Annotated in this window: 30 protein-coding genes and 1 tRNA gene; 12 read left to right on the forward strand and 19 right to left on the reverse strand. The window is 62.7% G+C overall.

Annotated features, from left to right (window positions below; all coding sequences use genetic code 11):
• The first annotated feature begins 52 nt into the window (after nt 1-52).
• The 4 genes from ribF to ispH are packed head-to-tail and all read left to right on the forward strand — an operon-like array spanning nt 53 to nt 5362.
• On the forward strand, nt 53-1006 hold the full coding sequence (ribF, locus tag V6X30_RS01055; protein WP_367982783.1) for a bifunctional riboflavin kinase/FAD synthetase: 954 nt from the start codon (nt 53-55) through the stop codon (nt 1004-1006).
• Nucleotides 1007-1010: 4 nt separating this feature from the next.
• Nucleotides 1011-3830 (forward strand): isoleucine--tRNA ligase, encoded by a 2820-nt coding sequence (gene ileS / locus V6X30_RS01060; protein ID WP_367982784.1) that lies wholly within the window; start codon nt 1011-1013, stop codon nt 3828-3830.
• A 9-nt stretch (nt 3831-3839) separates the two neighbouring features.
• Nucleotides 3840-4337, forward strand: a complete 498-nt coding sequence (gene lspA / locus V6X30_RS01065; protein WP_367982785.1) for a signal peptidase II — start codon at nt 3840-3842, stop codon at nt 4335-4337.
• Between the two features lie 41 nt (nt 4338-4378).
• Nucleotides 4379-5362 carry a 4-hydroxy-3-methylbut-2-enyl diphosphate reductase gene (ispH, locus tag V6X30_RS01070; RefSeq protein ID WP_367982786.1) on the forward strand — a complete coding sequence of 328 codons (984 nt, stop codon included), beginning with the start codon at nt 4379-4381 and terminating at the stop codon, nt 5360-5362.
• Here the strand turns inward: ispH and V6X30_RS01075 are convergent, their stop codons facing one another.
• Entirely contained in the window at nt 5363-5896 is a 534-nt protein-coding gene (locus V6X30_RS01075; protein ID WP_367982787.1) for a GspH/FimT family pseudopilin, read from the reverse strand. It abuts the gene before it with no gap.
• A 90-nt stretch (nt 5897-5986) separates the two neighbouring features.
• Between V6X30_RS01075 and V6X30_RS01080 the strand changes: the two genes are divergently transcribed.
• The gene (locus tag V6X30_RS01080) at nt 5987-6463 is read left to right on the forward strand and encodes a type IV pilin protein (RefSeq protein WP_367982788.1); all 477 of its coding nucleotides are present in this window, start codon (nt 5987-5989) and stop codon (nt 6461-6463) included.
• 48 nt (nt 6464-6511) lie between these two features.
• Nucleotides 6512-6587: transfer RNA gene (locus V6X30_RS01085), tRNA-Thr, on the forward strand.
• A gap of 61 nt (nt 6588-6648) precedes the next feature.
• On the opposite strand, the gene V6X30_RS01090 is transcribed toward V6X30_RS01085, so the two are convergent.
• The 5 genes from V6X30_RS01090 to V6X30_RS01110 form a co-directional block, all read right to left on the reverse strand.
• The gene (locus V6X30_RS01090; RefSeq protein WP_367982789.1) at nt 6649-7623 is read right to left on the reverse strand and encodes a tyrosine-type recombinase/integrase; all 975 of its coding nucleotides are present in this window, start codon (nt 7621-7623) and stop codon (nt 6649-6651) included.
• Nucleotides 7518-7802 carry a helix-turn-helix domain-containing protein gene (locus tag V6X30_RS01095; RefSeq protein WP_367982790.1) on the reverse strand — a complete coding sequence of 95 codons (285 nt, stop codon included), beginning with the start codon at nt 7800-7802 and terminating at the stop codon, nt 7518-7520. The genes V6X30_RS01090 and V6X30_RS01095 overlap by 106 nt, the downstream gene beginning before the upstream one ends.
• A gap of 355 nt (nt 7803-8157) precedes the next feature.
• Nucleotides 8158-9093 carry a hypothetical protein gene (locus tag V6X30_RS01100; protein ID WP_367982791.1) on the reverse strand — a complete coding sequence of 312 codons (936 nt, stop codon included), beginning with the start codon at nt 9091-9093 and terminating at the stop codon, nt 8158-8160.
• A 261-nt stretch (nt 9094-9354) separates the two neighbouring features.
• On the reverse strand, nt 9355-9726 hold the full coding sequence (locus V6X30_RS01105; protein WP_367982792.1) for a hypothetical protein: 372 nt from the start codon (nt 9724-9726) through the stop codon (nt 9355-9357).
• A 703-nt stretch (nt 9727-10429) separates the two neighbouring features.
• Complete coding sequence (locus V6X30_RS01110) at nt 10430-10690, reverse strand: hypothetical protein (protein WP_367982793.1); 261 nt, start codon at nt 10688-10690, stop codon at nt 10430-10432.
• A gap of 216 nt (nt 10691-10906) precedes the next feature.
• Between V6X30_RS01110 and V6X30_RS01115 the strand changes: the two genes are divergently transcribed.
• Complete coding sequence (locus V6X30_RS01115; RefSeq protein ID WP_367982794.1) at nt 10907-11497, forward strand: hypothetical protein; 591 nt, start codon at nt 10907-10909, stop codon at nt 11495-11497.
• Nucleotides 11498-11576: 79 nt separating this feature from the next.
• On the opposite strand, the gene V6X30_RS01120 is transcribed toward V6X30_RS01115, so the two are convergent.
• The gene (locus tag V6X30_RS01120; RefSeq protein ID WP_367982795.1) at nt 11577-12221 is read right to left on the reverse strand and encodes a LuxR family transcriptional regulator; all 645 of its coding nucleotides are present in this window, start codon (nt 12219-12221) and stop codon (nt 11577-11579) included.
• A 221-nt stretch (nt 12222-12442) separates the two neighbouring features.
• Here V6X30_RS01120 and V6X30_RS01125 point away from each other — a divergent pair, with 221 nt between their 5' ends.
• The 3 genes from V6X30_RS01125 to V6X30_RS01135 all read left to right on the forward strand — a co-directional run bounded on the left by V6X30_RS01125 (nt 12443) and on the right by V6X30_RS01135 (nt 14192).
• Nucleotides 12443-12697, forward strand: a complete 255-nt coding sequence (locus V6X30_RS01125; RefSeq protein WP_367982796.1) for a hypothetical protein — start codon at nt 12443-12445, stop codon at nt 12695-12697.
• 123 nt (nt 12698-12820) lie between these two features.
• The gene (locus V6X30_RS01130; protein WP_367982797.1) at nt 12821-13663 is read left to right on the forward strand and encodes an HNH endonuclease; all 843 of its coding nucleotides are present in this window, start codon (nt 12821-12823) and stop codon (nt 13661-13663) included.
• A gap of 52 nt (nt 13664-13715) precedes the next feature.
• Entirely contained in the window at nt 13716-14192 is a 477-nt protein-coding gene (locus V6X30_RS01135) for a hypothetical protein (protein WP_367982798.1), read from the forward strand.
• Here V6X30_RS01135 and V6X30_RS01140 read toward each other — a convergent pair.
• The 12 genes from V6X30_RS01140 to V6X30_RS01195 all read right to left on the reverse strand — a co-directional run bounded on the left by V6X30_RS01140 (nt 14189) and on the right by V6X30_RS01195 (nt 23826).
• The gene (locus V6X30_RS01140) at nt 14189-14851 is read right to left on the reverse strand and encodes a recombinase family protein (protein ID WP_367982799.1); all 663 of its coding nucleotides are present in this window, start codon (nt 14849-14851) and stop codon (nt 14189-14191) included. The two genes, V6X30_RS01135 and V6X30_RS01140, sit on opposite strands and share 4 nt — an antisense overlap.
• 154 nt (nt 14852-15005) lie before the next feature.
• Nucleotides 15006-15713, reverse strand: a complete 708-nt coding sequence (locus V6X30_RS01145; RefSeq protein ID WP_367982800.1) for a tetratricopeptide repeat protein — start codon at nt 15711-15713, stop codon at nt 15006-15008.
• A 700-nt stretch (nt 15714-16413) separates the two neighbouring features.
• Entirely contained in the window at nt 16414-18096 is a 1683-nt protein-coding gene (locus tag V6X30_RS01150) for a Na(+)/H(+) antiporter subunit D (protein ID WP_367982801.1), read from the reverse strand.
• A complete protein-coding gene (locus tag V6X30_RS01155) occupies nt 18089-18400 on the reverse strand; it encodes a hypothetical protein (RefSeq protein WP_367982802.1) in 312 nt (103 codons plus the stop codon). The genes V6X30_RS01150 and V6X30_RS01155 overlap by 8 nt, the downstream gene beginning before the upstream one ends.
• 13 nt (nt 18401-18413) lie before the next feature.
• Complete coding sequence (locus tag V6X30_RS01160) at nt 18414-19874, reverse strand: proton-conducting transporter transmembrane domain-containing protein (RefSeq protein WP_367982803.1); 1461 nt, start codon at nt 19872-19874, stop codon at nt 18414-18416.
• Nucleotides 19871-21358, reverse strand: a complete 1488-nt coding sequence (locus V6X30_RS01165; RefSeq protein ID WP_367982804.1) for a monovalent cation/H+ antiporter subunit D family protein — start codon at nt 21356-21358, stop codon at nt 19871-19873. Before V6X30_RS01165 ends, V6X30_RS01160 begins: the two co-directional genes overlap by 4 nt.
• Complete coding sequence (locus V6X30_RS01170; RefSeq protein WP_367982805.1) at nt 21355-21714, reverse strand: cation:proton antiporter subunit C; 360 nt, start codon at nt 21712-21714, stop codon at nt 21355-21357. Before V6X30_RS01170 ends, V6X30_RS01165 begins: the two co-directional genes overlap by 4 nt.
• Nucleotides 21711-22187 carry a Na(+)/H(+) antiporter subunit B gene (locus V6X30_RS01175; protein WP_367982806.1) on the reverse strand — a complete coding sequence of 159 codons (477 nt, stop codon included), beginning with the start codon at nt 22185-22187 and terminating at the stop codon, nt 21711-21713. The genes V6X30_RS01170 and V6X30_RS01175 overlap by 4 nt, the downstream gene beginning before the upstream one ends.
• Complete coding sequence (locus V6X30_RS01180) at nt 22184-22696, reverse strand: DUF4040 domain-containing protein (RefSeq protein WP_367982807.1); 513 nt, start codon at nt 22694-22696, stop codon at nt 22184-22186. The genes V6X30_RS01175 and V6X30_RS01180 overlap by 4 nt, the downstream gene beginning before the upstream one ends.
• 29 nt (nt 22697-22725) lie before the next feature.
• Nucleotides 22726-23067: a monovalent cation/H(+) antiporter subunit G gene (mnhG, locus tag V6X30_RS01185; RefSeq protein WP_367982808.1), complete on the reverse strand. Its 342-nt coding sequence runs from the start codon at nt 23065-23067 to the stop codon at nt 22726-22728.
• A complete protein-coding gene (locus V6X30_RS01190) occupies nt 23060-23350 on the reverse strand; it encodes a monovalent cation/H+ antiporter complex subunit F (RefSeq protein WP_367982809.1) in 291 nt (96 codons plus the stop codon). Before V6X30_RS01190 ends, mnhG begins: the two co-directional genes overlap by 8 nt.
• Complete coding sequence (locus V6X30_RS01195) at nt 23347-23826, reverse strand: Na+/H+ antiporter subunit E (RefSeq protein WP_367982810.1); 480 nt, start codon at nt 23824-23826, stop codon at nt 23347-23349. The genes V6X30_RS01190 and V6X30_RS01195 overlap by 4 nt, the downstream gene beginning before the upstream one ends.
• A 119-nt stretch (nt 23827-23945) precedes the next feature.
• Between V6X30_RS01195 and phoB the strand changes: the two genes are divergently transcribed.
• Nucleotides 23946-24632 carry a phosphate regulon transcriptional regulator PhoB gene (gene phoB, locus V6X30_RS01200; RefSeq protein WP_367982811.1) on the forward strand — a complete coding sequence of 229 codons (687 nt, stop codon included), beginning with the start codon at nt 23946-23948 and terminating at the stop codon, nt 24630-24632.
• A gap of 18 nt (nt 24633-24650) precedes the next feature.
• The gene (gene phoR, locus V6X30_RS01205; RefSeq protein ID WP_367982812.1) at nt 24651-25970 is read left to right on the forward strand and encodes a phosphate regulon sensor histidine kinase PhoR; all 1320 of its coding nucleotides are present in this window, start codon (nt 24651-24653) and stop codon (nt 25968-25970) included.
• Nucleotides 25971-26006 lie beyond the last annotated feature (36 nt).

A 26006-nucleotide genomic window follows, 5' to 3' on the forward strand; every position in this document is an offset into this window, starting at 1 on the left:
GGGTCGCTGCCGTATACTGCCTGTTTTGCCGGGATTTTCGCGAGTAGAGGGCATGGAACTCGTCAGAGGCGCGCACAATCTGCATGAACGGCACCGGCCCTGCGTCGCCACCATCGGCAACTTCGACGGGATTCACCGGGGGCATCAGGCGGTTATCCAGTCCCTGCATGCCGCCGGGCGCCGGCTCGGCCTGCCGACCACGGTGATCCTTTTCGAGCCGCAGCCCCGTGAGTTTTTCATGCCGGACCGGGCGCCGGGGCGTATCCTGCGGCTGCGCGACAAGCTCCGCGTGCTGCGCTCTCTGGGCGTGGAGCGGACGCTGTGTCTGCGCTTCGATGCCCATCTGGCCGCCGAGCCGGCGGAAGATTTCATCCAGCGGTTGCTGGTGGATGCCCTGGATGTGCGTTTCCTGATGGTGGGCGATGACTTCCGCTTCGGTCATCGGCGTCGGGGGGACTTCGCCATGCTCCAGCGGGCCGCCGACACCCGAGGCTTCGAGCTCGAGCGGATGCCGACGGTGAGTTACGGCGATGCCCGTGTGAGCAGCACCCGCATCCGCGAGGCGCTGGCGCAGGGTGATCTGCATACCGCCGAAGTACTGCTCGGGCGCCGGCTGCGGATTTCCGGCCGGGTGGTCCGCGGCGAGGCGCTGGGACGTGAGCTGGGCTGGCCGACGGCCAATATCCGCTTCGGTCAGCATCCGCCACCGATGCGGGGGATCTTCAATGTCGCCGTCCATGGTCTCGGCGGGATCCGCCCCGGTGTGGCCAGTCTGGGTACCCGGCCCACGGTCAATGGTGTGGAGACGCTGCTGGAGACCTATCTGCTGGATTTCTCCGGCGATCTCTACGGCCGCACCATCGATGTCGAGTTCCTCGCCTGGCAGCGGGGCGAAGAGCGTTTCGACGGGCTTGAGGCCCTGAAAGAACAGATCGCCGCGGACGTGACCGCGGCCCGGGCGTGGTTCGAGGACCACGGCTATCTGAAGGCAAACACTGCAGGATGAATCCGTGAGCGATTACAAGGACACCCTCAATCTCCCGAAGACCGCATTCCCCATGCGTGCCGGCCTGGCGAAGAGTGAGCCGAAGCGGCTGGCGCGCTGGCGCGAGGAGGGGGTGTATGAGCGCCTGCGCGCCGAGCGCGACGGCCGCCGTCGCTACATCCTCCACGACGGCCCGCCCTACGCCAACGGCAGCATTCACATCGGCCATGCCGTCAATAAGATTCTCAAGGACATTATCGTCAAGAGCCGCAGCCTGGACGGCCTGGACGCGGTCTACGTGCCCGGCTGGGACTGTCATGGCCTGCCCATCGAGCACAAGGTCGAGCAGACCATCGGCAAGGCCGGCGAGGCCGTCTCACCACGGGCCTTCCGCGACGCCTGCCGTGAGTTCGCCGCCGAGCAGGTGGCCGGTCAGAGCGAGGATTTCCAGCGCCTGGGCGTGCTCGGTGACTGGGCTCATCCCTACCTGACGATGAACCCGGGGACCGAGGCGAATATCCTGCGCGCCCTCGGCGATATCGTGCGCAAGGGGCATCTCAAGCGTGGCTACAAGCCGGTTCACTGGTGCACCGATTGTGGGTCGGCGCTCGCCGAGGCGGAGGTGGAATACGAAGACCATACCTCGCCGGCGATCGATGTGCGCTTCCAGGCGCTGGATGGTGAGGCCCTGGCCCGGATCTGCGGGGCTACGGTCGATGCCGAGGATACGCCGGTATCGGTACTCATCTGGACCACCACGCCCTGGACGCTGCCTGCCAACCAGGCCGTGGCGCTGCATCCCGAGCTGGATTACGTGCTGGTCTCGGTCGAGCATGGCCGTGAGCTCATGCTCCTTGCCGAGGCGCTGCATGAGTCGGCGCTGGCCCGTTATGGCATCGAGCACTACGGCATTGTCGGCCGCTGCAGCGGACGGCATCTAGAAGGACTCAGCCTGCAGCATCCGTTTCTCGACCGCCATGTGCCCGTCATTCTGGGTGAGCACGTGACCACCGAGGCCGGCACCGGCGCGGTCCACACCGCTCCCGGGCATGGTGCCGACGACTTCGTCGTGGGGCAGCGCTACAACCTGCCGCTGGAGAACCCCGTGGACGATGACGGGCGGTTCCTGAACGGGGAGTTCCAGGGCCAGTTCGTGTTCGATGCCAACCGCGCGATCGTCGAGCGGCTGGAGGCCACGCGGGCGCTGGTTCATCACGAGCCTTACCCCCATAGCTATCCGCATTGCTGGCGGCACAAGACGCCGATCCTCTTCCGCGCCACACCGCAGTGGTTCCTCAACCTGGAAGCCGGCGACGTCCGCGAGAAGACCCTGGCGGCGCTGCCCGGCGTTGACTGGTTTCCCGACTGGGGTGAGGAGCGGATGGCCGCCATGGTCCGCAACCGGCCGGAGTGGTGTATCTCGCGACAGCGTAATTGGGGTGTGCCCATCGCGTTGTTCATCGACCGCGAGACCGGTGAACCGCATCCCGACACCGACCGATTGATCGAGGCCGTGGCCGAGCGCATGGAGCAGGACGGGATCGATGCCTGGTTCGAGCTCGACCCCGTGGAGCTGCTGGGCGACGAGGCCGAGCGCTATCAGAAGGTCACCGACATTCTTGATGTCTGGTTTGATTCCGGTACCACGCATGCCACGGTGCTGCGTGGGCGTGATGATCTGGAATGGCCGGCGGACCTCTACCTCGAGGGCAGCGACCAGTACCGGGGCTGGTTCCAGTCATCGCTGCTCACCTCGATGATGATCAATGGCGAGCCGCCTTACCGCGGTGTGCTCACCCACGGCTTCACCGTCGACGAGCAGGGACGCAAGATGTCGAAGTCGCGGGGTAATGTGATTGCGCCGCAGGAGGTGATGGACGCCCTGGGTGCCGACATCCTGCGCCTATGGGTGGCTTCCTCCGACTACACCGGCGAGATCGCCGTCTCGGACGACATCCTCAAGCGCACCGCGGATGCCTACCGGCGGCTTCGTAACACCGCGCGCTTCCTGCTCGCCAATCTGGCCGGCTTTGACCCGGCTGTGAATGCCCTGCCGCCGGAGCGCATGCTGGCACTCGATCGCTGGGCGGTCGATCGGGCGCGGCGGCTGCAGCAGAAGCTCATCGACGATGCGCACCGGTTTGACTTCCACCAGCTCTCGCAGCGGGTGCATCACTTCTGTGTGCTCGACATGGGCGGCTTCTATCTGGACGTGATCAAGGATCGCCAGTACACCACCCAGGCCGACAGCATCGCCCGCCGTTCCGCCCAGACCGCCATGTGGCATATCGCCGAGGCGCTGGTGCGCTGGCTGATGCCGGTGCTGTCGTTCACCGCCGACGAGATCTGGGAGCATCTGCCCGGGGAGCGAAGCGGCACGGCGCTGGAGACGGAGTGGTACGAGGGGCTGTTCGCGCTCGATGATGAGCTCATGGACCATGAATTCTGGGAGGAAATCCTGGCCCTGCGCGAAGTGGTCGCCAAGCGCATCGAACGGTTGCGCAATGACCAGGTGCTGGGCGCCACGCTGGAGGCAGAGGTTGATCTCTACTGCCCCGAGCCGCTGGCCACCCGCTGGGGCGTGCTCGGGGACGAGCTACGCTTTCTGCTGATCACCTCGGCGGCACGGGTGCATCCGCTGGAGGCCGCCGATGAGCATGCGGAATCCGCGAATCTGCCCGATGGCACCCGCTTTCGCTTCAGCGTGCGGCCCAGCCGCCATGACAAGTGCGAGCGCTGCTGGCACCGCCGCGAGGATGTGGGCGCTGACCCGGAACATCCTGCGCTTTGTGGTCGCTGCGTCAGCAACGTCATCGGTGATGGCGAAGTGCGGCGCTTTGCCTGAGACGTCCCGATGCCAGTGAGACCTGTTGCCCGCAGCGGTCTGCCGCTGGGGGTCGCGACCGCGGTGGTGGTGCTGGTCGCCGACCAGCTCACCAAGTGGATGGCGTTGTCTGCGCTGGAACCCTATCAGCCCGTGTCACTGTTGCCGGTTCTGAACCTGACGCTGGCCTTTAACGCCGGCGCTGCGTTCAGCTTCCTCGCCGACGGCGGCGGTTGGCAACGCTGGTTACTCAGTGGTGTGGCGGTTGCCGTGGGGGTCTATCTGCTGATCTGGCTGCGGGGCCTCGACGCCGGGAAACGGCTGGAGGTGATCGGCCTGGGGCTGATACTGGGCGGTGCGGTGGGCAATCTGGTCGACCGGCTTCGCCTCGGTGGCGTGATCGACTTCATCGACGTGCACGTCGGTGGCTGGCACTGGCCGGCGTTCAACGTGGCGGACAGCGCCATCACGCTGGGCGTCGTCGCGGTCCTCGTCACGGCCTGGCGGGACTGGCGCCGCGGCCGCTGAGGGCCTTTGCCCGACCGCCGGCTCCATGGGAGACTAGAAACATGCAGGAAATCAGACTCGCCAACCCCCGCGGATTCTGTGCCGGCGTCGACCGGGCCATCAGCATTGTCGAGCAGGCGCTGGAGGCATTCGGCCGGCCGATCTATGTCCGCCATGAGGTGGTTCACAACCGCACGGTGGTTGATGAGCTGCGTGACAAGGGCGCTATCTTCGTCGAGGAGCTGGACGGCGTTCCCGCCGGATCGACCCTGATCTTCTCGGCGCATGGCGTCTCCCAGTCGGTGCGGGACGAGGCCGTGGAGCGTGGGCTGCATGTCTTCGATGCCACCTGCCCGCTGGTCACGAAAGTGCATATGGAGGTCCGCAAGCATGCCCGGCAGGGGCGCGAAGTCATCCTGATCGGTCATGACGGGCATCCCGAAGTGGAGGGCACCCTCGGCCAGTACGTCGGCGAAGGGGCGGACCAGGCGGGCATCTATCTGGTGGAGACGCCTGAGGACGCCCAGCGCCTGAGTGTGCACAACGAAAACGATCTCGCCTTCGTCACTCAGACCACCCTGTCCATGGATGACACGGCATCAGTTATCGAGGCGCTGCAGGCGCGTTTCCCGGCCATCCAGGGACCGCGCAAGGACGACATCTGCTACGCCACACAGAATCGGCAGGACGCCGTGCGCGAGCTGGCGGGCGAGGTCGACGTCATGATCGTGGTCGGCTCCGCCAACAGCTCCAATACGCGGCGGCTCACCGAGCTGGCCGGGCGTATGAACGTGCCGGCCCATCAGATCGACCGCGCCGCGGAGTTGCAGCGTGACTGGGTCTCCGATGCTGCGCGCATCGGTGTGACTGCCGGTGCATCGGCCCCCGAATCGCTGGTCCAGGAGGTGATCGATGAGCTTGTCTCCTGGGGTGCTCAGCGTCCCGATACCGGCGGCAGTTATACCGAAGACGTCGTTTTCTCCATGCCCCGTGATCTGTTACGAGCCATCCCCAAACGCGGCAAGATCAAGACGGTCGTCGACTGATCAGCACATCCCGCTATCCATGCGCCGCGGATCGCCGGTGATCCGCGGGCGGCCCGCTGAATTGATGATGACCCCCTGGCCGCGCCGGTCCGGGTCATCTTCTGCGCCGTGACAGAGAACCACCGTTCCCATCTGCAAACTGCCGCTTGGCCGCCGCGTCCGGCCGTCCGCATGATAGTGAACGGCACTCCCGATGCCGGCGTTCGCCTGTACGGAAAGGCCCCGGCCCGGGCGTTCCGACCGGCGCAGAAGGGTCTCGCTGCGCTGACGGCGCCCGTCCTGGCTGGTGTCGATGAATGTCTCCCAGCCTGATCCCCAATCCCCGTCCCGGGCTGCCACCACGACGGTGCGACCGCGCATGATGGCCTCGCTGCGGGCATACCAGAAGGCCATGTAGAGCCGTTCGGTCCCGGCCTGCAAGCGCGCATCCGCGGCCAGACCGGAGAACACCGGTGTGGCCAGCGTGGCCAGTATCGCCGCCAGCGTCAGTGTCAGCATGAGGCCTGGCAGACTCGCGCCCCGTTCACTTCGCATTCGCCCTCCGTGGCAACCGATGGTCGATCAATCTAGCGCAATGATCGGCCCGGATGACGCCCGCCGGTCGGATGCCGGCAGGCTGATGGCATGCAGAGATGGATGGGCTTCACCTTGCTGGAGATGCTGGTCGTGCTGACGATCATCGCCATTCTGGCGACATTGGCGGTGCCGGGCTATCTGCAGCCCGTCGAGCGGGTTCGCGGCGTGCAGGCCGGGGCCTGTCTGCTCGAGATCGCCGGCCGGCTCGAGCGGCATCGACTGCGCCAGGGCAGTTATGCCGGTTTTGCGCCGATGCAATCCGGTGCGGCCTGTATCCAGTCTCTCTCGCAGGCCTATGTGTTCGAGGCGGGAGTGCCTGGCGAGGCGGACTGGGTCGATGTCACGGCCGATCCGGTTGCCTGGCAGCTACGCGCCAGGCGGCGCAGCGATCCGGCATCCGCTGCGACCGCCGCTCCAGCCTGCATGGCCCTGGTCTATCGGGATAACGGTCGGCGCGGCGTGATAGCGGCGACGGGCGGCCCGGTATTGACCGATACGGCGTCGATCCGCGCCTGCTGGCGCTAGTCCGCGCTTGTCTGAACGGGGCTGCTCGTCTAAGATTGCGATCCGGTTGCCGGCGTAGCTCAGTTGGTAGAGCAACGCATTCGTAATGCGTAGGTCCGCGGTTCGAATCCGTGCGCCGGCACCAGTCAAATCCCCCTCAAGAACAGAAACTTAGGCTGCCAAGTGCGGTTGCGTTTCTGTCCCGGTTACGCGGAACTGCCCCGATTCTGCACCGATGCTTGCGACCGGCGCATCATTTCCACGGCCTCGCGCAGGTGATCGTCGGCGAGGTGGCTGTAGCGTTGGGTCATCGCCATCGTGGTATGGCCCATCAACTCCTGCACCGTGCGGAGCGGCACCTTGGCTTGCACCAGCCAACTGGCGTAGGTATGGCGTAGGTCATGCCACCGAACGTCCTCCATCCCGCAGGCCATGGTCGCCTTCTGCCAATTCGTCTTGAGAATCTGGGCTGACACCGGCAGTGGCATCTCCGCGACGATTGCCTCGACCTCTTCAGGAACCGGGATCACCCGAGGCTTGCCGGTCTTCGTCTTCGCATCAAGCATGAGCAGGCCGTCACGGCAGACAGCCTCGCCCTCGTTCACGCGCAGCAGTTCGCCTTTCCTGAGGCCCGTATAGGCCGCCACAAGGATCATCTTGCCGACATCGGGGTGGGGACAGGCCTCGGCGAGTTCACGCACCTGAGCAGGCTCTAGGTAGACGTGGCGCTCGTTCTGAACCTTGGGCATCTTGATGCGTTGACCGACTGGGTCATCGAGCCACTCCCATTCCTTGTAGGCTTTGTTGGCGACTGCTCTCAGTACGGCAAGGCGTCGGACGACCGTGGCCGGAGCAAGGCCTTTGGCGAGCATATCGACACGGATTTCACGGGCCACGATATGGGCATCCTTGAGGAGCCTGCCCTCAATGTAGGGCAGCATGGCGCGGATATGCCCGATGGTGTCTTTCGCTACACCCTCGTCGATGTGGGCGCTCATGGCCTCGGCGATCGTGAACTCGGGCTTCTCGCCCAGACGAGACTTGATGAGGTCTTGCCGGATTTTGGTCTCCAGCCTTACCGCGTCTTGCCGCTTTGCACCTTTGCCAGCAGATCGCTCCACCCGCCGTCCACCGAGCTCGACACGGGCATACCAAACGCTTCCTTTTCTGAAGACGGGCACTGGCGTCCGGCCCTCCGTTGCGAGTCGACAAAGTCCTTGAGGTCGTCAGGGTGAATTCTGTCGGCCTTGGATGAGACCCCGAGTCTTACTACGCGCAGCTGCCCGCTGTCCACAAGCCGCCGGATCTGACGGGGCGAAACGCGGAGTTGCTCTGCGGCTTCGGTGGTCTTTAGAAGCATCCTGCTCACCTTGTCTAGCAAGACCCAGAGGTCGAAGGGTGACCGTGAACACTGGACTAGTTGTTCAGACTTCGGGCCTCTATGAATGGGGCGCTTTGCGCCCGCTTACTACGAGAAAACGAGTAGCGCCATGGGAGGTGGATTATCTTCGGCCACTCGACCAGCCGAGCGGTTCCCTAGAAATCGATCAACGCCATCACAGTATCTGGCGTTGGCGCTAGAAACCGCCATTCTGTTCAACCATTGGCGCTCAAAAACCCAAACCGACATTATTAGGGGGATTTAGGTGTCTTTGATCCCACCTTGATGCCTCTTTGAATCCTCCTTGATACCTCTTTGATGTCTGCACCCCGAATCAGGCTGCAACCCCCGTCATTGCTGCGTTTTTCGCCTCATAGAACTTGAGGTATGACTCCAGCTGAGCGACGTGGTTGGACCGCCAAATGCGCGTCATCCGCGTCTTCGGTGGACGATACCGCATCCGCGCAACATCAATCATCGTGACGCTCGCCATGTGGCGTCGAACTGGGATGATCCAGTCGCAATCATTTCCGCGAGAGAATCGCGTCTGCACCTCTTCCGTGAAGTCAGCAAGTTCCGACCCAACCTCGGCGGCGAGGGCATCACCGGCAAGCGCATGAATGAGCTCCCCGTCATCGCCCTCGCTCAGGTAGGGCACCAACTCAATGATGCCGACGTCGATGAGTGGCCTCAGGTGATCCCATGGGTCTTTGCTCGGTATGGGGCCTCGGCCCGGTCTGCAGGTCATGCCGTCCCGGCAGGTGAAACCATATAGCTCGCACTCCGCCCAACCCACCAAGTGATCCCGCTCGTACTCCCGCCAGATCAGGTTGCGCGATATGCCGCCGTGCTCGATCAAGTTCTGCTCGCCGTAGAGCGCCAGCGCTAGGAAGGCCGTCTTTGTGTCCTGCATTTGCCGCACACGGGCGATCGGTGGCGTCTCTCCTCTAGCACCAACTATGAACGTTGTCGGAATCCATAGCTGCTTCCGTGGCTTGCGCAACCGATACCGCGGCCGCGCCCTACTGCCCTCTACCTTCGTGATGAGTCTGACCGAGCGAAGTTTTTCGATCGCCTCTTTCGCTCGGCGCCAGTTCATCCCCGAGTACTTGGCAACCGCCTCGGCCGACCATGCCGTCGTCACATGATTACGGCCTGTCCCGGCGGCCATCACGGCGTAGGCAATACCCGTGTTGAGAGAGACATTGAGTGCCTTGTCGAGGGCTTGCTCGCAGAGCACGAAGCAGCCCTCATGGTGTATTGCATCCATGGTATAATTAGTCCTTGTCCGATGTGTTTAGGCCCTTCTATGAGGGCCTTTTCTTTTTCCTCACTCAGCGCGAAGTTCACTTTGTCCTATCCGATCTGGGTTGACGGTGCGCTCAGTGCTCAAATCGCCGGACCTCTCTACTAATTGGCGAATGCTAAAGCCAACTCTGGCTTCAGAGAATCAAGCGCGAACGCGTCTCGTTTGGTCGCTGAGCGCCGGATCGCCCCGAATGCGGATGTCACCCTTATACTTCGACATGGCTTAGCCCTGCGTATCAAAGAACTCGATGAGGGGGCCGAAACCGACTTCGCCTGTCGGTCCCTTTTTCTCTGCAAAGTCGGAGCGGACGAAAGCGTCACCGAAGCCTCTGATCCCGACGCAAGCATCGATTTCCAGACCGGTAAGCTGAACGGGCATGAGCTCTTTGCTCACCCAGAGATATAGGTCGATGAGTCCGGTAAAGACAATGCGGCTAATGAAGTCGTCCAGATCGGGGTCAAGTATGTCTTCAGGGTGACACGCAGAGCAGTAGGCCCTAGCGAAAGCCGCGTTCGTCGCGATATCTGCAGCCATCTTTACCACTTGGTGGTGATGATGCGCGCCCGGGATGATTTTGATGTTAAAGTTCTTCATTTTTATTCGCTCCAAATTCTTGATAGCTGTTCCGTTACGTCAATTCCCATCGGGCAGGATCTTATCCGCAAAGCTGCTGCCCCAGATTCTCAATATCCTCCAGTCGCCACCGCAGGGTCCCAGCACCGATTTGAAAAGGCGAAGGGAATTCGGATGTTTTCGACCATCGCCGGATCGTCTGCGGTGAGACGCCAAAGTAGGACGAGACGAAGGCGATATCTACATAGTGCGTGTCGATCAAAATAAAATCTCCAAATTTCTTATCAGGCGCATTCAGATTAACCCAGCTCTACGCTCGAAAAAACTTCTCTATAAATCAACACTTTGGGTGCAATCGCTACGGCTGAAGCGACATGTTTTCGGTAAGCGGATCGAGCGAATAGTACGGATTGGATGCCTCGGTAAAGATCACGTTGACGTTACAAAGAGTTTTGTAAATGGCATGGTTATTTGGCTGGGAATGGAACCAGTCAACGTGAGCTTGTCATGCAGGCCCCCGATCGGAATCATGCAGTGACTGGTAAAGGTATCCGACGGAGCAATGCCTGCCGGGCATCACGGGATGGATGCAGTGCGGCGTTTTAGGCAGCTGACCAATCGTCAACTAGTGGAAGGTTGGCCCGACTGGCCATCAAGCGGACTACCGCGTTCGGGGCGCTCCAGAGCAACCGATCCGAACAGGGTGATCAGACTCAGCCCAGAATCACTCCGCCCCCAGAGCCTGCGCCAGTTCGCGCCACTCGACCTGCTGGAGGCTCTTCGTCGCGGCATCCCGTGCCCATGAGACCGGTAGGGCGGAGACCTCCTCGACCATGGCGGTGGTCAGCTCGTGGGCGACGGCGGAGATGTCATTTGCCGACGCAATGGCTCGCCAGTAGGCCGCGGTCTCCGGATCATGGGTCAGCCAGTCCAGAGCGAGCCGTGTCTGCCAGTTCAGATCCAATCGGTATGGCGTCCTGTCCATGGTCGTGATTGTCCTCGGGAAGCAGTTCGTCTTCTGTGATCTATGTCGCACTTTTGCCACTGGCACCGGCACCTGAGTATGTTGTCCACAGACAAGACGGCCCGGGAAAGCAGATGCGTGCGTGGGGTTAGAGACATCCCATGCTATCGAGCATTGCTGGCAAAAGGTCATGTCTATCGAGGCGATTCGAAAATGATTTCGGATGGGAGTTGAATCATGCCGAAACAATCCCAATACCGCCTGACCGGAGAGATCCCGGAGATCGATGTCCGGCGATGGAAGAGGAGCGGCCACCTAGAGCCCGGGATGCGCTTTATCTCGCAGTGGTTTCAAGGAGCGGAGCCGTATGCGGGCATGCGGGTTCATGTCGAGTCCCACCGGCGCCTCTGGCTGAGTTATCACTACGATCGGCATGGAGTCGCCGAGGACCTGCTCTACCCGATAACCATCGACTGGACGGCCTGCCATCTTGGCGGCCACCGACCTTGGTTTGTCTGCCCGAATCCTGACTGCGGTCGGCGCTGCGCCATCCTGTATGCGGATCGGATATTCCGATGCCGAGAATGTCTGGAATTGCGCTATCCAAGCCAGAGGGAGCCCCGCTACGACCGCTTGGCACGGCGCGCGGAGAACATTCGTTATCGGCTCGGATGGACTCCGGGAATGCTGGCTGGGCCTGAATGGAAACCGAAGCATATGCATTGGCGGACGTTCCGGCACCTTGTCGACGAGCATGAAAGGTTCGCCGAAGCAGCAGTGAACAGTGCGGTCCCCCTTCAGAAGTTGGCCGCGGTCGTCGACTGGTGAATCCGAACCGTGCGATTGCCCTCGGGGGTTCGCTCGTCCTCCACGGAAGGTCCACTGACTGGCAGCGCCCATCACGCCGCTAGGGGAACGCGCGGGCCGCGATAAGGGCTGCTTCCGCCCGGTTCCGACACTCGAGCTTCTGGTATATCGAATAAAGGTGCGACTTGATTGTATGGGTGCTTTTATGCAGCTCATCTGCGAGGCGCTGGTTGGTCAGGCCATATTTCAGTAATTCGAGGACACGCCTCTCGCCCGCAGTCAGTGCATCCAGAACAGTGTCGTCAGACTGTGTCGAACCGCACGGCGGCGACTGGCCGAGCTCTGCCGCGATCGCAGCGCAGATTGCGCTGAAGGACGCTGAAACCGGCAGGATCGCGTGATCCGACTGCGCAGCCAACGGCGCTGGAGCATTCAGAAAAACAACGGGCAAATCATGAACGGCGATGTTTAGTCCTTTGCCTCCATCAGCGGCCTGCTCGCCCGGGCAAGCCCAAGCCAGTAAGTCCACTACGAGCAAAGACGGCGCGAGGATGCACCCTGCGAAATCAACAGCACCGGGCGGCAGCAGCGTCACGCTGAATGAGCACTGCCTCTCCAGTTGCGCTATGAATAAACGCGATTGCGCCGAGTCCTCACTGATCAAATTTACTTGTGGTTCATCGGGGACGAGTGGGAAGTTATCGAGAGTTCTCTGACCCGCGAGTGCGGACTTGCTCTTCTCCATGAGCGACCTCCAATGGACAAATTATGCCTTTGTGGTCTCGTCTTTCAGATTTCCATGCGACCGACCGCAAGATAGCATCTGCTGCCGACAGAAGATGTCGTTGCATTTGAAGAATCCGGCCCGGGCCTCGTTGGCCGCAACTGCCAGAGCCCATCACTGGCTCACTGTTGACTGGCTGATAAACTAAAAGTTTCCGCCGAATCGACCGGGAGATAGCGCGCATGGAAGCGAGCAACTGGCAGACGCGCATGCTTTTTGACTGGATGAATGCTACTGAGGAATCAGCGCTGCGCTGGCGGAGTTTGGCTACCGATCATGATCTGGATACGGCCATCGGGATGATCGTCGCGGCAGTGGTCTATGAGATCGATGAGCTCCCTAGGGGCTGGGCAAGAGATGTCGCCATGAAGTCAGCCCAGTCCGTCCAGTGGCGAGAGCTTACAGAGGCGCTCAGGAAAGGAGGCCGGCAGCACTGAGGGCCATCGCTGCAGCAACGCCTCTGCAGAAAGTCAGCGGAATGCAGATACTGCCCGACTAGCCGCAATGTCGGTCATGCCCTAACCTCGAGCACATAGCGCAGCCATCGGAAGGCAAAACGGATGTACGATTTCATCGAAGGCCAAGTCTACAAGCGGCGGGATATTCACGACCGTTATGGTGGCCAACACCAAGGCGGCATCTGCACACCGAGCCGTTATCCGGTGATATTCCTTTTCACCGGCCAGTCTGGCACACGCCATGGATATGGAGATGGCTGGAGCGACGGTGTTTTCGAGTACTTTGGTCAGGGCCAGTACGGAGACATGAACTTCAGCCGCGGGAATGAGGCGATTCGCTCTCACCTCGCGAATGGGAGAGACCTGCTGCTGTTCGAGAAATTGGATCATCAAGGGATGGTTCGCTTTCAGGGTGCGTTCATCTGCGGTGGATTCAACATCGTGCAAGCGCCAGACAGCAACGACGAACTCCGTCAGGCAATAGTTTTCCACCTGATCCCGGAACGGGCTGAGCTGGCAGGTGCGAACGCGCCGGCGGATGCAGCGGCACCCTCGCGGCCCACGGTTCACCGCACGCTGGCTGAGCTGCGTCAGAGAGCTAAGGATGCAGCTAAAACGCCCAAACAGGCACAACCTTCCAAGACGGCTTGGCGGGCTGCACATGAGCGCAGCGAGGCCGTTAAAGACTATGCTCTGGCAAGAGCCGACGGGATCTGCGAGCGTTGCAACGAAAAGGCGCCTTTCGAGACCTCAAGCGGTTTACCTTTTCTCGAGGTCCATCACTTAACCAGACTGAGCGATGGTGGGCCTGATGCACCTGACAAAGTCGCCGCGATCTGCCCGAACTGTCACCGAGAGATCCATCACGGCCGGGAAGGGCGCGACATCAACCATCGGCTCGCTGACGCTATAGACGCAAAGGAGGCGGCAATCGCCTGCAGCTGATGTGGGTTCGCAATTTGCCCGGAGAACAGTCTTGCCTGCTGCGGAGAAAGCAATGTACCGATCGATTTTCGCCTTAGTCGTCGCCGCCCCAGTCTCTGCGATGCCAGTCACTGCGGCTGAAGACAAAAAACCTCAGTGGCTGTTCGTGCAGGCCGCGAGTGATGCTGAGCTTCTCGACGAGGTCACTCTGCATATCCCGGTAGAACGTGAGATCTTTGCGTTCACGGATCGGCCGGCCCGAGAACACCGTTATCTGAACGCCCATGAGTTTGTGTCGCTCTGGGGCGAGGGGGCGGATAGCTTTGCTGGTGATCCACCCAATGCGGTTTTATCGTGGCGCGAGGATGGCGAGGTCCGCGAAGTTGAGATCGAGCTACTGGGGGCTGAGCTGGTCAGTCATGGCCGAGCAATTCAATATGAAATCTCCGTTGAAGAGGTGGACACGCTGGCGGAAATTGGACAAGAAGCGGCTCTGTATATTGATGGACATTGGTTTGGCGATGGCGATCGGCAGGGTATCTACTACTAATCGCCATCACCGGCTGGCATAAGCGGAACGCTCCCAGATAGCGAGCCTTTGCGCTTCTTCACCCGCTGCACGGTTCCCGGACTGCATCCAGCCAGATCGGCTGTCTTACGGACGCTGAGGTCGTCCTTGAGCAGTGCAACGATCCGGTCGTGTAGCTTCTGGTCGATCTGCCGCCCACGGTATTTGCCCTGCCGCTTGGCCTTCTCGATGCCCTGTGCCTGACGGCGTCGCCGGGTCTCGTAGTCAGCAGCCGCCTGTGCCGCGATCACCTCAAGCAGCATCCCGTTGGTCGCCTCCAGAATCCGGGCGCTCAGTTCGTCACGCTGATCGTCTGGGGACAGGGCGACATGGGTGCTGGGTAGGTCGAGCGAGACCACCCGCACACCGCGACCCTCGATCTCCTGCCGGAGCGTGCGCCAGCTATCCGATGGGAGCCGGGTCAGCCGGTCGATGCCCTCCACCAGCAGCACATCGCCGGGATGCGAATCATCCAGCAGCCGCCGCAGTTCCGTGCGGTCGCTGGTCCGCCCAGATGCGTTCTCCGAATACCAAGCCGCGACCCGGTGTCCCTTCGATGCGACAAACTCCTCGATGCTGGTCCTCGCCCGGTCTGCGTCCTGACTGGTGGTGCTGGCCCGAAGGTATGCGCGGATCATCATGGCTTGGCCTCCTGATGTGTTTATAAAAGCCAAGTGTATTCCGGTGTTTCTATTTAAGTCTAGTCAGGAAGATTCAGACACAGCCAAAGGTCCGCCAACTGGTCGGGCTTTTCATGTCTTTTGGGGTATACCGAAAAGATACGGCTGGTAGGCGTCAGTCGCAGTCTTGGTAGCCCGAATCCATGCATTTCCGCGCTCTCTTCTGGGCTTCGGTAATTTCTTCGCGAGACATTCGGTCGGCGAAAAGTTCTCTATTTTCTTTCCCCAACGAAGCGCCGTTTGCTGAAGCTATGTTGAACCACATGTGGGCCGTGATGTTGTCCTGAATTACTCCCTCGCCATTGGCGTAACTAAACCCGAGGTTGTACTGAGCGTCGGCATAACCTTGCTCCGCCGCAGCTCGCCACCAGCGAACGGCTTCTGAGTAGTCCTGTGTAACGCCGTAGCCGATGTTGTACATAGCCCCGAGGTTGAACTGGGCATCGGCAAGACCTTGCTCGGCAGCAGTTCGGTACCAGCGAACGGCTTCAGTGTAGTCCTGAGGCACCCCATCGCCGCTCTCGTACATAACCCCGAGGTTGTACTGCGCGCTGGAATCACCTTGCTGGGCAGCAGCCCGCCACCAGCTCACGGCCTCTGAGGCGTCATCAGCTACCCCTTGGCCGCTGTAGTACATAACCCCGAGGTTGTACTGGGCGCTGGAATCACCATCTTCCGCAAGGGACTGAAATACCTCCAAGGCGGTTTCATAGTCGCCTCTGTCGTAGGCGTCCATGCCCTCCTGAAAGCTCTGTGCCCAAGCGGTGTCGAACAACAGCGCCAGAAGGATGGCGGTGGCCCGAATGATGGTCGCGATATTCATAGATAAACCTCTTGGGGAGCGGTTTCACAAGGAAACCCCAGCTAAACCGAAGGTGCAAACCGGAGTTCGGCAGTGAAGAGTACCGCGCTCACAACGCCATTTGTAATGTGTAGCCATCGCGGCAGGTGGTCTTCTCGGTCGTCAAAGTCCGGCTAGGCCGGGGCGTGAGGCGCTTCGCACACGTCCGCCAGTACAAAATACGCGGCCTTCAAGTTGGTTTGCGGAATATGCGGCCGAGTTGGGGGGTGCATCAAATGTGGGTGCCGGACCGGGCGCATCGCCGGAATGGACCGGCAGGAGCTTATCGTCGCCCTCAGGCGCGGCAACATCCCGGACAAGTACTTGGGCGCATTGCTCAATGAGCGCGTTCCGGCATGGTCGCCATCGAATCGTGCTATCGATGGTTCGATCAATAGCGTCCTGCAATACCGGGACACGCCGGAGATGCGAACCAACATTCAGGAGCGCCTCCAGTGGATGAGGAAAGCACTGATTCAGAACCAGAGGGAGCTACTTCGGAGCGACTGAACTGCACCGATTCTGAACCGGCGGTGAGCCGATTGGGACCGGACGCGAAACTCTACGCCGTTTATAATCAGCTAGTTACAACTCTGTCAGGCTGATTTCAGACATTCGTAATGCGTAGGTCCGCGGTTCGAATCCGTGCGCCGGCACCAGTTTCACCCCCCCCCCCTCTCGCCTAGCGGCCCAGCCCGAAGACCAGCAGCATCGCCAGCACGATGGCTGTCCACAATGCCATGGATCCGGTGGGCCAGCTGCGCAGCGGCCAGCCACTGAGGCGCAGATGCGTAGCGGCATCTTCGGCCTGACGGAAAACCCGCATGAATGCCCCACGCGCCGTGCCGTCGGCGCTCACGATCCAGTGGCGCAGTGCGAGCACCGCCTGCCTGCCCGGCACGCGGTAGAACCAGTCCAGATCCAGGCTCAGTTTATCCTTGCCGCCCAGCATGCCGAGCAGCAGGAAGAAGGCGAGACCCGTGAACAACAGCAGCTCCATCTCCTTGATCAGATGGCTGGCCGTGTAGGCGTTGTAGTCCACGGGGTAGGGGAGGATGGCGTAGAGCCAACCCGGCAATATCCCGATCACGAAGCAGAGCAGGGCTGCGATGCCCATGGCGATGCGCATGTTCAGCGGGGCCTCCGGCGGACGCAGGCCGGCATCCCGGCCCATGAAGGTATACCAGGGCAACTTGAGCGTCGTGCTCATGAACGTGCCGACGCCGGCGAGGGTCATGAGCAGGAAGACCACCGCCCGACCCTCCACCGCCGCCGCCTCGATGATCATGGTCTTGCTCACGAAGCCGCTGAACAGGGGAAAGGCGGAGATCGACAGGCCACCCACCATATAGAGCAGGAAGGTGATGGGCATGCTTCGGTAGAGTCCGCCCAGTTCGGTCAGCCGGCTGCGACCGGTCATCTGCAGCACCGCACCCGCGCCCATCAGCAGCAATGCCTTGTAGAGAATGTGGGTGAAGGCATGCGCTGCGGTGCCACTGATCGCCAGCGCGCTGCCCAGCCCCACGCCGGCCACCATGTAACCCACCTGGCTGACGATGTGATAGGCGAGCAGCCGGCGGATGTCATTGACGAGAAAGGCGTAGGTCACGCCGTAGAGCGTCATCAGCACGCCCAGCCAGACCAGCAGCTCGGTGCCGGGGAAGCCGCGGGCCAGCACATAGACGGCGGTCTTGGTGGTGAAGGCGCTCAGGAAGACCGTGCCGGTGACGGTGGCCTCCGGATAGGCATCCGGCAGCCAGGCATGCAGCGGCGGCGCGGCGGCGTTGATCAGGAAGGCCACCAGAATCAGCCAGAAGGCCGGTCCACCCCCCTGCAGCGGCTCGAAGGCCAGGCTGCCGGTGTGCAGCCAGTAGGCGATGATGCCGGCGAGCAGCAGCATTCCGCCCAGCGCATGGATGATCAGGTAGCGAAAGCCGGCGTCGTAGGCGGCCTGGCGACGTCGCCGCCAGATCAGCCAGACCGAGGAGATCATCATGATCTCCCAGAACACGTACAGGGTGATCAGATCACCCGCCAGCACGGCGCCCAGGCCGGAGGCGGCATAGAGCGTGGCGGCGACATGCTGCGCGCCGTCATCGACCTGCAGGGCGAAGATATTGCCGATGAACAGGATGAGGGCAAAGATATAGGCGAAGACGAGGCTCAGGCCATCGGCCCGCAGCGGTGTGAGTTCCACCCCCGCGAAGTGCAGATCAACCCGCGCGCCGTCCGGCAGTGCGATCACCAGCAGCAGCACGATAAGCGGCAGGGCCAGCTGCCAGACCTGGCGTGACCGTCCCTGGAGCACGCCCAGTGGCAGCGCGCCCAGCATCAGCAGTAGCGCCGGGTGGAGCCACTCAGCCATCGGCGGACTCCTCGTCCCGCTCTTCTGCCTCCCGCGCGTCCCGCCTTGTGTAGTAATCCGATGATCGATAGACGAGGCCGTAGCCGATCGCCTTATACAGCCCGATCAGGGCCAGCGCCCCGAGAAAGGCATAGACCGCCGTGAAGCCCGGAATGCCATCCCATGGGAACCGGCTGTAGTGAGTGGGTTTGAGGATATCGATCAGCACCACGAGCACCATCAGGCCGATCATGATCCAGCGCAGCAGCCGGGCACGCTGGACGAGGGCGTCGAGTACGCGGGCGGTGGCGTTGACGGCTTTCATGCGAACCTCTTTCTCACTGTCCCTGGATGCCCATGGCGAGCAGTTGATAGGCCGGTGCGGCGAGGATGAACAGCACCAGGGTGCCGGCCGCCGTCACGAGCAGCGGAATCAGACACATCGGTGGCGCCTCCGCCAGTCGCCGATGAGTCGGGTCATCGCCCGGGACCGGTCGCAGGAAGGCCCGCATGACCGGCGGCATGAGGTAGCCCACATTGAGCAGGGTGCTCAGCATGAACGCCCCGACAACGACGTACTGCCCGGCGCTCCAGGCACCGCTCACCAGGTACCACTTGCTCCAGAACCCACCGGTGGGCGGTAGGCCGATGACACATAGCGCGCCGATGAAGAAAGCGAGCATCGTCAGAGGCATGCGTCGCGCGAGACCATCCATGCCGCTGACCGTGTTGATGCCGCTGGCCACATAAATCGCGCCGGCACAGAAAAACAGCGTGATCTTGCCGAAGCCATGCATGAGCATGTGCAGCCCGCCACCGATTGCCGCCAGCTCGGTCGCCAGCAGCGCGCCGGTGACGATATAGGCGAGCTGGCTGACGGTGGAATAGGCAAGACGTGCCTTGAGGTTGTCCTGGTGCATCGCCACCAGGGAGGCCGCCAGCATGGTGAACACGGCGACGTAGAGCATGAACGGCTGGGTGACCAGCTCCCGCAGGTAATCCAGGCCGAAGACATAGAGCGCCACGGTCAGGACACTGAACACACCCGCCTTGACCACGGCCACGGCATGCAGCAGCGCCGAGACGGGCGTGGGCGCCACCATGGCGGCGGGCAGCCAGCGGTGAAAGGGCATCAGCGCCGCCTTGCCGATGCCGAAGAGCAGCGCCACCAGCAGCAGGGCACCGGCCCCCGGCGGAACCGCACCGGCCAGTATGCCGTCGCGACTGAAACTGAGTGTGCCAGTGGCATCCCAGATCCAGATGATGGATGGCAGCATCAGGCCGACGCTGGTCACCAGCAACAGCCCCAGATAGGTCCTGGCGCCGGCCCGTGCCTTTGCCGTCCCGGTATGCGCGACCAGTGGATAGGTCGACACGGAGAGGATCTCGTAGAAGAGGTAGAGCGTGAGCAGGTTCTCGGCGAAGGCGATCCCCATGGCAGCGCCGAGGGCGATGGCATAACAGGCCATGAACCGGGCCAGGTTACTGTAGCCCCCGGCCTTCAGATAGCCGATCGCGTAGGGGGTGGCGACGATATAGAGCGCGGAGGCCAGCAGGGCGAAGATCAGCCCCAGAGGCTGGACCGCCAGCGTGATCTCCAGTCCGGGGACCAGCTCGATCAGCTGCTGCGTCATGGCATCGCCACCGGCGATGCGATTGACCGCGAGTCCGATGACCGTCAGCAACAGCGGTACCGGCAGTGCGAAACAGATCAGATCACGCAGACCGGGGCGACGCGACGCCAGCGCAATCAGCGCGGCCCCGATGAAAGGAATGGCAACAGCGGCGAGCGGTGTCACGGCAGCAGCCTCCCGCCGACCAGGGCCTCGGCGGCCATGCTCGCGCCGCCGACGGTCAGCCGCGTATCAATACCGAACCAGAAATTGGCCGCGACCAGCAGCCAGACGGGCACCAGCAGGGTCCAGTGCGCTTCCTCGACCGCAGGCGCATCCTCCGGGCGTGGCTGGAGCCAGGCGATTTCCACCACCCGAGCGATATACACCAGCGCCATGAGTGAGGTGATCAGGATCAGCACCACCAGCCAGATCTGGCCGGCTTCCATCGCGGCACTGATGAGGTACCACTTGCTGATGAAGCCAGCCGTGGGCGGAATCCCGATCAGGCTGACGCCGGCCAGGGCGAAAGCGGTGAGTGTCCAGGGCATCTCGCGGCCGACGCCGCGCATGTCCTCGAGTTTGACGCTGCCGAGCCGCCAGGCGACGAGGCCGGCGCTCGCGAACAGCGCCGCCTTCATCAGGCCGTGGTTGAACAGATGCAGGAACGCGGCGGTGAGGCCCGCGAGGCTCACCAGGCTGACGCCCAGCACCATGTAGCCCACCTGGGCCACCGACGAGTAGGCCAGCATGCGCTTGAGGTTGGCCTGCATCATCGCCAGCCAGGAGCCGGCAAACATGCCGCCGAGGGCCATGACCATCAGGGCCGCGCTCAGTGGCAGGGCGGTAAAGCTGTAGGACGGCTCGAAGACGTCATAGATGAAGCGCAGCATCACGTACAGCGCCACCTTGGTCGCCGTGGCGGCGAGCAGGGCACTGATCAGCGAGGGAGCATAGGTATAGGCGTTCGGCAGCCAGTGATGCAGCGGGAACAGCGCCAGCTTGATGGCGAGACCCACCACGATGAAGCCCAGGGCGACCTGCATCGCACGGGATGCCTCGGTGGCCGGCAGACGCTCGGCCAGATCGGCCATGTTCAGCGTCCCGGTCAGGATATACAGGAACGCGATGCCGATGAGCAGGAAGGTGGCGCCAACCGTGCCCATGATCAGATAGCGGAATGCGGCCAGCAGCGCCCGCCGGTCCCGGCCATGGCCGATCAGGCCGTAGGTGGCAAGCGACGAGATCTCAAGGAAGACGAAGACGTTGAAGACGTCGCCGGTCAGGGTGATGCCCAGCAGCCCGGCGACCGCAATGAGCAGCAGGGCATAGAAGCTGCCCTGCCGTTCCGGGACCTCGGCATCCACGATCGGCCGCCCCCAGGGCAGCAGAACCGAGGCCACACCGGTGATCAGCAGCGCCACGAAGGCATTGGCGGCATCCACCCGATATTCGATACCCACGGGCGGCGCCCAATTGCCGAAGGCATAGCTCAAAGTGCCGCCGTCGAATACCGCGGCAAGGGTCAGCGCCGAGAGCACGAAGGCGGTTGCCATGCTCGCCGTTGTCAGCAGCCAGGGCAGGGCGCGACCCGGCAGCAGCGCACAGATCGGGCCGGCGATCAGCGGAATCAGCACGATGAAGGGCATCAGCTCGGTGATCGAACTCATGCGCGATCGTCCCCCTCGACCGCATCGATGGCGTCGTCGTCAATGCTGCCGTAGGCCTCGCGGATCCGCACGGTCAGTGCCAGCCCGACCGCCGTGGTGGCAATGCCCACCACGATCGCCGTGAGAATGAGTACATGCGGCAGGGGATTGGAGTAGACATCCACCCCCTCGCGCAGGACCGGCGTGGCGCCCCCGATGACCTTGCCGGCAGAGATGAAGAGGATGAAAACCGAGGTCTGGAAAATCCCCAGGCCAATGATTTTCTTGATCATATTGCCGCGCACGATCATGCAGTAGTAGCCGATCATCATCAGCACGATCACGGCCCAGTAGTTGAAGAAGCTGAGCACGGTCATTGGCGGTCGGTCTCCACATCGTCGGCCGCGTCCGGGTCGAGACCGGCGGCCAGGCTGTCGGCACGTCGGCGGGCGAAGAGCAGGAAGAACAGCATCACCACCGAGGCCACCGTGACGCCGACACCGAATTCCACCAGGATGATGCCGGCCTGCTGAGCCGCCTTGGGCGCTTCGAGCAGCGGGTAGAAGTCGAGGAACCGTCCACCGAGGACAACCCCCAGCAGGCCGATGGCGGCATACAGCAGCACACCGAGGCAGGCGAGCGTATAGATCACGCGCTGGGGAATGATCCTCAGGCCGGTGTCCAGGCCGTAGATGAAAACGAACAGGATCCAGGCGGCCGCGAACAGGACACCCGCCTGGAAGCCGCCGCCCGGCGAGTATTCGCCATGGAACTGGACGTAGAGGCCGAAGAGCATCATCAGCGGGATCAGGAAGCGGGCAACGACGACCAGGATGGCGTTGTCTTTCACGAGTCCTGCTCCTCACCCCGCCGGCGCCGCCTGGGCGCGGGCGACAGCAGGGCGTACACCGCGATGCCGGCGGTGAGGATCACCACCGCTTCACCCATGGTGTCGATGGATCGATAGCTCGCCAGCACCGCGGCCACCATATTGGGGATACCCATGTCGGCGTACGTCTGCTCAATGAAATAGGGGGCGAGGTGCTGTTGGACGGGGTTGTCCGGATGGCCGAACTGCGGCAGATCGAAGGAGGCATAGACCAGCGCCGCGCCGGTGACCGTGACAATCGCCAGGGCGGGCAGGCTATGACCCGCCTGGCGCTTTTCATGCCGTGGCACGAGGGCGAGGACGGCGAGAATCAGCACCGTGCTGATACCGGCGCCGACAGCCGCCTCGGTGAGGGCCACGTCGCCGGCGTCCAGCGTGGCGAAAAGTCCCGCGATGGTGAGCGAGTAGATCGCGAACAGCATGGTGGCCTTCAGCAGGTCGCGGGTGACCACCACGGTGACCGCCACCACGATCAGGAGCAGCAGCAGGACGATGTCGATCAGGTGTTCGATGATCCATCTCCCTTGCGCCGGGCCGCTGCCAGCAGAGGCTGCAGGCCGGCTGCCATGGCGGCACGGGCCGTGGCATGCGATGCCGTCGGCGTGGTGAACAGCAGGAACAGCAGGATCAGCAGCAGCTTGAACGTCAGGATGCTCCAGCCCGCCTGCAGCATCAGGCCGCCGATGATGAGCAGCGGCGCCAGCGTGTCGGTGATGCCCGCGGCATGAAGCCGCGTGAAGACATCCGGAAACCGCATGACCCCGATCCCGCCGATGACGGCGAACGCCCCGCCAATCAGCATCATGGCCCCGGAGATCACGTCCACCAGCAATTCAGTCATGCTCCACCCTGCGGCTCGCGGCCAGGTCCCGCTGCCGGACCAGTTTGAGGATGGCGACGACGGCGAGGAAGTTGATCAGGGCATAGACGAGGGCGACGTCAATGAGATCGCCGTTGCCACTGAATTCGGCGATCAGCGCGATCAGAAGGACCGTCTTGGTGCCAAAGACATTGACGCCGACGATGGTGTCATAGACCGACGGGCCCTGGATGGCCCGCCAGAGGGCGAGTCCCATGGTGGTGAAGATGGCCAGGATGGTGCCCAGGACGACCGGCTCCATCATTCATTGCCCTCGAGCCAGCGCACCCATCGAGCCATCTCGCCCTGGCGCAGATCCTCGGCGGCCTCGGGCAGGAGTGCATGGACCTGGATGCCATCGCCATCAGTTTCGAGTCGCGTCGTCACCGTGCCCGGCGTGAGGGTGATCGAGTTGCCGTAGGTGACGCGACCGACCCGGGTGCGCTGGTCCGCCGGCAGTTCGATGAGTGTCGGCTGCACGCGACGCGGATCGAGGACCGCCCGTGCCACGGCGATATTCGACTTCACGACCTGCCAGACCAGCCAGCCCCAGTAGATTGGCAGTCGCCAGGACAGTGTCGCCGGGTCATGTTCCGCGCCCAGCACCTCCATGCGCTCGGTGAGCCAGACCACGAGGACGATGGAAGCGGCGCCAAGGGCGAACAACAGCGGCTTGTAGACTCCGGAGAGCCCGAGCCAGAGGATGGTCAGCACCACGGCGAGCGAGACGAAATAGCGCATTGGCGGAAATGTACCAAGGTCGCTGGTCCCCTGCCAGCAGACCCGGGCATTGCAGGGTTGTCACAGTACCGCAATCTGCGTGACTTTATACTGCCGCTTTCACGTTATACTCAGGGGGCATGGTGGCAAGCATTCTGCTCGTCGAGGACGAGGCGGCCATTCGCGAGATGGTGGCCATGGCGCTGGAGCGGGCCGGCTATCGGGTTCGCCACGCGGAGTCGGCCGAAGATGCGGATGCGGCCATCCGCCTCAGTCAGCCGGATCTCATCCTGCTCGACTGGATGCTGCCGGGGGAGAGCGGCATTGATTTCGCGCGCCGGCTGAAGCGCGAACGAATCACCCGGGAGATCCCGGTCATTCTGCTGACCGCCCGGGGCGAGGAGGCCGATCGCATCCGCGGCCTCGACGCCGGCGCGGATGACTATGTGCCCAAACCCTTCTCCCCGCGCGAACTGGTGGCCCGGGTCAAGGCGGTCCTGCGTCGCGTCCAGCCCACCGCCAGCGAGGCGCCGGTGGAGATGCGGGGGTTGATGCTCGATCCGGTGAGCCATCGGGTGACCGGCGATGGCCGCAAGGTGGAGATGGGCCCCACCGAGTTCCGTCTGCTGCATTTTTTCATGACCCATCCGGATCGCGTATTCAATCGCGCGCAGCTTCTCGATAATGTCTGGGGTGCCAACGTTTATGTGGAGGAGCGTACCGTCGATGTCCATGTCCGTCGCCTGCGCAAGGCGCTTGCTCCTACGGGGCATGACGATCTGCTGCAGACCGTGCGCGGCGCGGGATACCGTTTTTCCATCGATTGACGGGCCGATCCCGTGCTGATGAGCAATCCCTGGCCGGCGGTGCTGGGGCGCACCGTTCTGGCGTCCCTGGCCCTGCTGGTGATCGGTGCCGCCGCGGGTGTTCCCTGGCTGCTGCTGGCGGCCGCGGTGGGGCTGCTGGTCTACAACCTTGCCCAGATCCACCGCCTCGAGCGCTGGCTGCGGGCCTCGCGCAAGCGACGGCCGCCGCGGGGTCGTGGGCTATGGGGGCATGTCTTCGACGGCCTGGATCGCCAGCAGCTTCGCCAGCGTCAGCGGCGCCGGCGTCTGGTGGATCTGCTCAGACGCTTTCGCGAGGGTGCCAACGCCATGCCCGACGGCACCATCGTGCTGTCCGATACCGGCGACATGCAGTGGTGGAATCAGCTGGCATCCCGTTATCTGGGGCTGCGCTGGCCCCAGGATCGGGGCCAGCGTATCGCCAACCTCATACGCCACCCGGACTTTGCGGCTTACCTGGAGCGTGGCGACTGGACGGCGGCGGTCAAGATCCCGTCGCCCCAGGATAACCGGCGCACCCTGGAGATCCGCATCGTGCCCTACGGCAGTCACCAGCAGCTGCTGCTGGCAAGGGATATCTCGGAGCTGCACCGGCTCGAGACCATGCGGCGGGACTTCGTCGGCAACATCAGTCACGAGCTGCGCACGCCGCTGACCGTGCTGCAGGGGATGTCGGAGCAGCTCGCCGACATGGACGATCTGAGTGCCGATGAACTGGGGCGGCCGCTTGCGTTGATGGACCAGCAGATCGAGCGCATGACCCGGCTGGTGGATGATCTGCTGCTGCTCTCACGCCTCGAGACCGAGCGGCCTACCGAGGAACGCGGCCTGGTGAACATCGCGGAGATGCTGGCGGATGTCGCCGAGGAAGCGCGGGCGCTCAGCAATGGTCAACATCGGATCAGCAGCACGGTGGATGAGTCGCTTTACGTGGCGGGCGACGATGAGGAGCTGCGCAGTGCTTTCTCGAATCTGCTCTCCAATGCCGTCAAGTACACCCCCGCCGGCGGGCGGATCGATATCCGCTGGTTCGAGGCCTCCGGTGCCGCCTGCCTGGCGGTCGCGGATACGGGCCAGGGCATTCCCGCCCATCACATTCCGCGGCTCACGGAGCGGTTCTACCGAGTGGACAGCGGCCGGGCAACGCGCCAGGGTGGAACGGGGCTCGGGCTCGCCATCGTCAAGCATGTGCTCTCACGCCACGGTGCCCGGCTCGAAGTGAATAGCGAGATGGGCGTGGGCAGTACGTTCACCGCGGTGTTCCCGATCTATGAGCGGCTTGAAGCCTCCTCGCGTTCGGTGGGTGAGCTGGGCGACTGAGTGGAGCCGCTATCCGTTCGTCCAAATTCATAGTCT

This window comes from Spiribacter sp. 1M189 (assembly GCF_040838345.1).
GTDB lineage: Bacteria > Pseudomonadota > Gammaproteobacteria > Nitrococcales > Nitrococcaceae > Spiribacter > Spiribacter insolitus.